We start from the raw sequence: 8,445 nt of genomic DNA, 5'->3' as shown, positions 1-8,445 counted from the left end.
TATGCGATCGTCGGCAGCGTCAGATGTGTATAAGGAGACAGATATGAATGACCGTTATTTAAAGGCACAAGCATTTGCGAAGGAACGCCATGGTGAACAAAAATATGGAGATTACCCATACTACATTCATCTAGACGCGGTAGCAGAGCTAGCAAGCCCTTACGGTACCGATGCGATGATTGTTGCCCAACTTCATGATGTTATTGAAGACACAGAAACAACATTTGACGAATTAGCTGATGTATTTGGTTACACCATTGCTGATGCAGTGAATTACGTAACAGATGTTAAGTTAGAAGATAGAGCGAAGCGCAAATTAGAGATCAACCAACGTTTATTCTCGCTTAATCCTGCTGAAGATGCTGCTCGCTTAGCATTGATTGTCAAAGCTTGCGACCGATTAGCGAATGTACGTTCGAGTAGTAATAGTTCACGTCGTCATTATTTAATGTATCAAGCTGAGCATGAAGCGTTTAAACATGCGGTATACCGTCCTGGTTTATGCGATGAGATCTGGCAAGAATTAGACTCACTAATACATACAAAAGACTGTGTTAATTGCTATTAATTAACTTGGTTAGATAACTGATAAAAGAAAGCCTTTGTGTTTAGATAGACTAAACCAAAGGCTTTTTTGTTGCCGCGATAATGACTCGCAGCAGACATAAAGAAGATTATTCTTCGTCGTAAATAGTCGGGATTGGCTGACGTTTGTGTTGAGTGACTTTGTAGATAGACACTAAACGATCACGTACGAAATCTTCAACAGGCTTGCCTTCAAGAAAATCATCGATTTGATCGTAAGAAACTTGAAGTGCATCTTCATCTGCTTTTTGTGGTGCTAGTTCTTCCAAATCAGCTGTCGGAACTTTGAATACTAACTGCTCAGGAGCACCTAGCTTTGCAGCAATCTTACGTACTTGGCGTTTATTTAAGCCAAATAAAGGAGCAAGATCGCAAGCGCCATCACCAAATTTGGTGTAGAAGCCAGTAATGTTTTCAGCTGAATGATCTGTACCTAAAACTAAACCACCAACAAGACCTGCAATTTCGTATTGAGCTATCATACGAGTTCGTGCTTTTACATTACCTTTAACGAAATCAACTTTTGCTTCATCTGCAGGGATAAGGCCGGTACCTTCAAGAGCAAAAAGGGTACTTGCATGTATACCATCAACACCATCTTTAATATTCACGCTAACCGAATGGCTAGGCTTAATGAAGCGTAATGCTAGCTGGGCTTCATCTTCATCCTGTTGCTCGCCGTAGGGTAGGCGTACAGCGATAAATTGGTAATCATTAGTATTGGTTTCTGCGTTTAAACCATCAATTGCTAATTGAGCAAGGCGACCACAGGTTGTTGAATCCACGCCACCACTAATGCCTAGCACAAGAGATTTACAGCCTGATTGTTTAAGTTTTTTCTGAATAAATGCCACACGGCGTTGGATTTCAAAATCAACGTCAATTTCAGGTAACACACGCATTTCAGTGCGGATAAGCTGTTCCATGGTATATGAATCCTTAAGGGCGTTAGCCCAAATATTAATCATTTGAAACGGTATAATGGAGAAATGAGAGCTAAACCATTACACCTTTTTCAAAATCATGCGATAACTCTTAATTATGATCAATGCTAAAGATAGATTTAACTAAAATTAGTCAGCAATTTTCTTGGAAATGCTTAAATAATAGTTACATCATTAGAAAATCTTTGCGAAAAAACAGTTCGATAGGTCTGATGGATGAAACAAACACTCGCCGTCTTTGGTAGCGCATTTAATCCGCCAAGTTTAGGGCATCGCTCGGTATTAGAACGCTTAGCGCATTATGACAAAGTTCTTTTATTACCAAGTTATAGTCATGCTTGGGGTAAAACGATGCTGGATTATTCACTTCGTTGTCAGCTTGTCTCTGCGTTTATTAATGATATTGCGCAGAGCAATTTAGAACTATCAACACTAGAACAAGATATTGCGATTGACGATGAAGCGATAACGACTTTCGCGGTTCTTCAAGAGTTAGAAAAGCGCTACCCTGAATATCAAATTACTTTTGTGGTTGGCCCTGATAATTTCTTGAACTTTAGTAAGTTTTACATGTCAAAAGAAATACTTAGCCGTTGGCAGGTATTAGCTTGTCCTGAAACGTTACCGATCAGAAGTACCTTAATTCGTGACAAGTTGGCTAAGGGAGAAAATGTCTCTGAACTTACTACTCCAAGTGTTTGTAAGTTGCTGATGACAGATGGGCGTTTTCAATTTTAAGTTGCAGGGGTTATGTCAGCGTGCTTAAAACAATCCCGTTATCAATTATATGTAGCTTTTCGTTTATTTTTCCTTCGTCAGTGTTGGCGTTCAATTGTAATGATTCTTATATAGAAGGGTCTGCCAATAGTCTCTTTAATAAGAATTATGGTGCGATGTGCTCTATAGCTTCATATGATCATGATCTTAAGAAGATAGAAGCTAAGGATAATTCATCACTTTGGAAATTAGATCAAAGTAACTATGGCAGTAAGTTTTGGTTACATTGGAATGATGACTTTGCCGATTCTCCCGTTTTGATGGATCACAGTGCCTCGACATTTTATGGTTTAGGCTTTTGGATGCCGGAGCAATATGATGAAGAAGACTTTTCAAATGTAGCTGGAGCTGAAAGTTGGATCTTAAATCATGGCTTACAAATGAGTTTAGGATTTGGTGATCCAAAAGGGCATACGCCGAGAGTGAGGTTTGATTATCGTTGGCACAACAATAGCCATGTTGAAGATGGTGTGTCGATGCAATTACATTTTCCTATTAATTAGCCTTTTCCAAGTAATAAAAAACGCCCGTTGTGGGCGTTTTACTTATTCTTCTTTTCTTCACCTGTTTACTGAATATGCGAACAGGCTGCGTATTTAAAGCGGTTACTTTAAGCTTTCACCAAGAATAGGCAGTGATAAGGCTTCAATCATTTGCTCGGTTGTATTTAGCTGAGCTGCAATTTGTGGCAATTTACGACCTGAACGACTCAGCTTCAGTACTTCACGCATCATAATGCAGGCTTCGCACTCTTTAACCGTCATATTCATGACTGCTTCAAGGCTACTGATGGTCGCTTTTTCAGTGATCTTGTTACCTGATAGCATTAAGGCTAATGAATTGTGATATTGCTTATTAATTGCAGGGCATAGCGATTGGGTTGATACCGATAGGTTTGCTGTTTGATCTGCAATGACACGTAATAATCTACCTTCAGCACCTTCCCATTGATGTTTTTCTACAGGTGTTTTTGATAGCTCATCAAGAACCGCTCTGATCAAAGGAGAAACAACAAAAAAGCCTGCATCAGTACACAATGGTTGTGTCATTCGAACGGAAAACGCCACTTTGTAATATTGAGTACCTGGAAGCACAGTAATAGCGTGTAAACAGTCAAATGGTACCCAAAAGCCATGGCCTTTAGTAACCATGTGTTCATGTTTACCTAAACGGATCAGTACACTGCCGTTAGTTACAATAATGAAGTAAGAACAATGGCTTTTACGACGTGAACCAACAAAAAGAAAAGGATGTTCGTTGTTTGAAAACTCAATAGCTTGTTTCATAGTGACTCTCTAACACATAAGCTTGCACATCTTCGTGTTTTTTTCTGATAGCGTCAACTCAGAGGGGAATGTAATAACTAAATACTGTAGATAACATTCATCATGTGATCAAATTAGGGCAAAATGCCGAATAAGCGTTTAAAAATTCGCCTAAATAATGAGGTATGACCTCCAACCATCACGGTTATTGACACTGGTTGTTTGGCTAATGTTTTTTTATAAGTAAAATAAACCAGTTTTTTCAAGATGAAGCATGACTGTGCAAGTAGATAACGATATTTATAAAGAAATCCGCCCATATAACGACGATGAAGTTAGTGGTGCGATTCAACGCCTCATTGATGATAAAGATTTTATCAATGCCATTTTAAAATACCGATTCCCTCATGCATCGGGCATGTTTGGATGGTTACTTATTCCTTTAATTAAGCGCTTTCTTGTCAAGAAATGGTCTGGCATAAAAACGGTTAAAGACGTGCAAGACCAAGTTGCTAAATACATGAATGGCACGATTGAACATTCATGTGATGGTGTAACGTATACTGGTCTTGATAAACTTGATCCAAACAAAGCTTACTTATTTGTTTCTAATCACCGTGATATTGCAATGGATCCTGCGATGGTTAACTGGTGTCTATATCAAGAGAAAATGGGCACAGTAAGAATTGCAATTGGTGATAATCTTTTAAAGAAACCTTGTGCGACAGAGCTCATGCGCTTAAACAAGAGCTTTATTGTGAAACGTTCGGCTAAAGGCCCGCGTGAGTTAATGAAGTCGTTAGGTTTGCTATCAAGCTATATTTCACACTCGCTAGAAACAGGCAATAACATTTGGATTGCACAGAAAGAAGGTCGTGCTAAAGATGGCAACGATAAAACTGATCCAGCAATTTTAAAAATGTTTTATATGGAAGGTCGAAAACGTAAACAATCATTTGAAGACTTTATGAGCGGTTTAAATATTGTGCCTGTAGCGATTTCTTACGAAAACGATCCTTGTGATGTGGCTAAAGCTGAAGAATTACATCAGAAGGCAACAACGGGCAGTTATGAGAAAGGTGAATTTGAAGATATTGAAAGTATCGTTCAAGGCATCGTTGGCGAAAAACGCCATATTCATATTAGCTTTGGTGATGTGATCACCCATGCTCCAGAAACCCCAGAAGAATTAGCATTAGAAATCGATCGTCAAATTACTCAGAATTACCATTTATTCCCAGCAAACTACATTGCTGCAGGTATGGATTCTGATCTGGTGACAGAAGATGAAAAGTCACTGTTTAACAAGAAGTTTGAAAATCACAATGAAGGCGTGAATGACATTTTGAAACAGATGTATGCATTGCCAGCGTTGAAAAAACAACAGCTATCGTAATATTGAATCAAACGGCACCGAGTGTGCCGTTTCTTTTTAGTACATGCCTAATTCCGGATCATAAGTCACGATAATCGTTTGTGGCATGATCAGTTCGGTGCTATTTATCCAGTTTTGTTCGTATTGTTTATAGTGAGCCGTTTCTTCCTCACTGGTTTGAAGCAATTGTATCCTTTCTTCTTCAATATCAAATTGCATAGCAATGTAATCAGCAACGCCATATAAACGTTGATGTGCTAAATCGCCTGTTGTATGCAAAGTAATAACAATAAATGTTTCTTTGTAAGTCTCTAATAAGTAGCCGAGTTCATCGAGAATACTTTTAATTCTTGCCGTTAATTGGCTGCTGTTATTTTCAAAGTAAATTACGTCATAATGGGTTGGAAATTCCACTAACATTGCTTGCTCTGGAAAATGATCAAGCTTTGTCATCAAAGGATGAGAGATAGGATGTGTTTGGCTAAAGCTATGAATGGCAAAACATGTTTTTGAGTTAAATAGAACGAACAGTAAAAGGATACTGGCAAGGTAGCTATTACAGGAGAAGGAACGCTTAAAATATCGAGGAATTAACCACATAGCAGACTCAATATACAGGCTTTATTATCAAGTCTAGTATATTGAGCTAACTTATTTTGATATATACACCTTATTTGACTATTCCAACAACAGTACACTATTGATTAAAAAGAATAGGGTTGCTGTTCTTATAAGGCGGAAGAGCCATTCTTTCAGCCATAAAGTCGATAAAACATCGTACTTTAGGTGCTAGGTACTTACGACGTGGATAGACAGCATAAATTGGCAAATCTACTGTTGTTTTCCATTCTGGTAGTAGAGTTACAAGTTTATTAGATTGAATTTCATCGGTGAGTAAATAGGTTGATAGATAAGCTATCCCCAAACCACTCATGGCTGCATCTAACACAGCAGGTGCATTATCGATACGGTAATTACCACTGACACGAATTGATTGTTTGATCCCATCTCGGCAGAATTCCCAATTAACGTATTTACGTTCCCGACTTTGGTAAGTAATGCAATTATGCTGACGTAAATCACTCGGTGATTCAGGCATACCGTGCTGTTCAATATAGTCAGGAGAGGCAACCACAACAAATTCACATTTGGCCAGTTTTCTTGCCACCATGCCTTCCGGTGGATGCTCATGAATCGCTATCCAACAATCAAAACCTTCTTCTAATAGGTTAGGGCGATGATCAAACAAGCTGATCTCAAGCTCTAAATTAGGATTTTGTTTTTGGAATTCAGCAAGCGCTGAGGTGATATGAATATTACCGAATGATTGTGCAATACCAATACGTAAAACACCTGTGATTTCATTACGATACCCTGCAACCATCGCTTCGGCTTCACTTACGGTATCAATGAGTTGTTGCCCATAATCAGCATATTGAAGCCCAATTTCTGTAAGTACTACGGTACGGGTACTACGCTGTACTAACTGACAACCGAGTCGATCCTCTAAGCACTTTATTTGCTTACTTACTTGTGATTTAGAAATGCCTAAACGCTCGGCTGCACGAGTAAAATTCTGTTCATGGCCAACCGCTGCCAAGATGACCATTTGCTGTAGATTATCAAGCATTCACAAACCTAAGTGACAGTGTCACATAAAATAAAATCAGGATATATAACCAAGGCATTATTGTTCTTTACCTACTAAACATCAATATAACTATTAGTAAAAACAATAAATAACATCATTTTAAACGATTTTAATAATGAAGAGGTTAACGCTATGATAATGCGATAGTTTATGGAGGAACCCATGTTAACCGTTTTCACGACTTTTTTACTTTTAGGCCTATATAGTTTCGGTGGACCTGCTGCTCATATCGGTTTTTTTCAACGTGCATTTGTACAAGAGAAGAAATGGATCAGCGATGATGATTTCAACCATGCTGTTGCTTTGTGTCAGTTTTTGCCTGGGCCTGCAAGTAGCCAATTAGGTATGTATATTGGCTTTAAAAAAGCGGGGTACCTTGGTGCTGTTGCCGCTTTTATTGGTTTCACCTTACCATCATTTGCGCTGCTTACGGCACTTGCCATTGCAAGCAGTAGCGTGACGCAAAACTCTGTTGTTGAGAGTTTAATTTTAGCAGCCAAACTATTGGCTGTGATTGTAGTGGCTGACGCATTATGGGGAATGGCTAAGAAGAATCTTACTTCAGCACTGACCATTACGATCGCTTTTATAACGGCAATCTGGGTTTATTTCAGCACAGGCCTACTAGGGCAAATCTTACCAATTTGCATTGCTGCTGCGATTGGTTATGGTCTTTCATACAAAAATGTCGAGCCAACAAAAACACAGCAAGCCGTTAGCATTAAACCGCATATGGGCATATTGAGTACATTTATTATCCTATTAGTTGTATTGCCATTAATCGCAAGCTATAGCCAAGGCTTGAATCTGTTTAACATATTCTATCAAGCGGGCAGTTTTGTATTCGGTGGTGGTCATGTGGTACTTCCGTTATTACAACCTATGATGGAAGGGTTGGTCAGCGAGTCAACATTTATCAATGCTTATGCATCTGCCCAGCTTGTACCTGGACCGATGTTTACCATGGCAAGCTATCTTGGTGCATCAATTGATTCATTGCATCCTGTCGTGGGTAGCCTTATTGCAACCATAGCCGTTTTCTTACCGGGGGCACTGCTATTGTTTGCATTTGTTCCTGCATGGAAAGCACTATTTGCTCATCAGCGTTTAAAGCACTCAATTACATTAGTGAATGCATCAGTAGTAGGTTTGTTAGCAAGTGCATTTGTGACGCCAATTATGACAAGCGGGATAAAATCTTGGTTTGATATCGTGTTAGTCGTAGTGGGATTCATTGCATTTAAACAGTTCAAATGTCCTGTGTGGTTGCTGGCGATATTGCTTTTTGTTGCAAATTATATGATTGTGATTTGATCCTGATAAGCGTATAACATCATGATTATTTTAGAGGATCTGTGCATAGCCAGATCCTTTCTTCTTTTAGGAAGCCTATATGCATATTGTCTGTGAAACAGAAGCGCTAGTGATTCGTAAATTTGAACTAACGGATACTGACTTTATCATTCGTTTGCTTAATGAAGAGTTATTTATTCGATATATCGCAGATAAAGGTGTACGTAGCCACGAAGATGCTATTCGTTATTTAACTCAAGGCCCAATGGCATGTTATGAAGCTAATGGGTTCGGCTTAAATATGGTTATTTTAAAGTCGACGAATACAGCGATAGGGATGTGTGGTTTGTTAAAGCGACCAGAGCTAACATGTCCTGATTTAGGTTATGCATTTTTGAGTCAATATTGCGGTAAAGGTTATGCTTTTGAAGCGGCTGAAGCAGTTATTGCAGATGAAATGAAACGTTATGGTTTAACGAAGATCCAAGCTGTGACATATCCTGATAATATTCCATCCTGTCTCTATACACATCTGACGCTGCCGACGATCGCATA

10 protein-coding genes are annotated in these 8,445 nt (G+C 38.8%); 6 read left to right on the top strand and 4 right to left on the bottom strand.

Going from position 1 to position 8,445, the window contains the following annotated elements:
- Positions 1 to 43: 43 nt before the first annotated feature.
- Complete coding sequence (locus tag E5A76_RS19900; protein WP_161119989.1) at positions 44 to 568, top strand: HD domain-containing protein; 525 nt, start codon at positions 44 to 46, stop codon at positions 566 to 568.
- A 106-nt stretch (positions 569 to 674) separates the two neighbouring features.
- On the opposite strand, the gene nadE is transcribed toward E5A76_RS19900, so the two are convergent.
- A complete protein-coding gene (gene nadE / locus E5A76_RS19895; RefSeq protein WP_161119988.1) occupies positions 675 to 1,511 on the bottom strand; it encodes an ammonia-dependent NAD(+) synthetase in 837 nt (278 codons plus the stop codon).
- 234 nt (positions 1,512 to 1,745) lie between these two features.
- Here nadE and E5A76_RS19890 point away from each other — a divergent pair, with 234 nt between their 5' ends.
- Both E5A76_RS19890 and E5A76_RS19885 read left to right on the top strand, forming a co-directional pair.
- On the top strand, positions 1,746 to 2,267 hold the full coding sequence (locus E5A76_RS19890) for a nicotinate-nicotinamide nucleotide adenylyltransferase (RefSeq protein ID WP_161119987.1): 522 nt from the start codon (positions 1,746 to 1,748) through the stop codon (positions 2,265 to 2,267).
- A 20-nt stretch (positions 2,268 to 2,287) separates the two neighbouring features.
- On the top strand, positions 2,288 to 2,809 hold the full coding sequence (locus tag E5A76_RS19885) for a hypothetical protein (protein WP_316247353.1): 522 nt from the start codon (positions 2,288 to 2,290) through the stop codon (positions 2,807 to 2,809).
- A gap of 102 nt (positions 2,810 to 2,911) precedes the next feature.
- On the opposite strand, the gene E5A76_RS19880 is transcribed toward E5A76_RS19885, so the two are convergent.
- A complete protein-coding gene (locus E5A76_RS19880) occupies positions 2,912 to 3,592 on the bottom strand; it encodes an AraC family ligand binding domain-containing protein (protein ID WP_161119986.1) in 681 nt (226 codons plus the stop codon).
- 259 nt (positions 3,593 to 3,851) lie between these two features.
- Here E5A76_RS19880 and E5A76_RS19875 point away from each other — a divergent pair, with 259 nt between their 5' ends.
- Positions 3,852 to 4,967 (top strand): 1-acyl-sn-glycerol-3-phosphate acyltransferase, encoded by a 1,116-nt coding sequence (locus E5A76_RS19875; RefSeq protein WP_161119990.1) that lies wholly within the window; start codon positions 3,852 to 3,854, stop codon positions 4,965 to 4,967.
- A 36-nt stretch (positions 4,968 to 5,003) separates the two neighbouring features.
- Here E5A76_RS19875 and E5A76_RS19870 read toward each other — a convergent pair whose 3' ends face one another.
- Together E5A76_RS19870 and E5A76_RS19865 are read right to left on the bottom strand one after the other, a co-directional pair.
- A complete protein-coding gene (locus E5A76_RS19870) occupies positions 5,004 to 5,546 on the bottom strand; it encodes a hypothetical protein (protein ID WP_237458809.1) in 543 nt (180 codons plus the stop codon).
- A 97-nt stretch (positions 5,547 to 5,643) separates the two neighbouring features.
- A complete protein-coding gene (locus tag E5A76_RS19865) occupies positions 5,644 to 6,576 on the bottom strand; it encodes a LysR family transcriptional regulator (RefSeq protein WP_107165771.1) in 933 nt (310 codons plus the stop codon).
- Positions 6,577 to 6,759: 183 nt separating this feature from the next.
- Between E5A76_RS19865 and chrA the strand changes: the two genes are divergently transcribed.
- Positions 6,760 to 7,911: a chromate efflux transporter gene (gene chrA / locus E5A76_RS19860; RefSeq protein ID WP_107165772.1), complete on the top strand. Its 1,152-nt coding sequence runs from the start codon at positions 6,760 to 6,762 to the stop codon at positions 7,909 to 7,911.
- A gap of 79 nt (positions 7,912 to 7,990) precedes the next feature.
- The coding region (locus E5A76_RS19855; RefSeq protein WP_161119985.1) for a GNAT family N-acetyltransferase at positions 7,991 to 8,445 on the top strand (455 nt) is incomplete at its 3' end.

Origin of the sequence: Photobacterium lucens, from assembly GCF_009873615.1 — a bacterium.
Lineage (GTDB): Bacteria > Pseudomonadota > Gammaproteobacteria > Enterobacterales > Vibrionaceae > Photobacterium > Photobacterium lucens.
The sequence above is the reverse complement of the archived record's forward strand: the minus strand, read 5'-3'. Positions and strand labels throughout refer to the sequence as shown.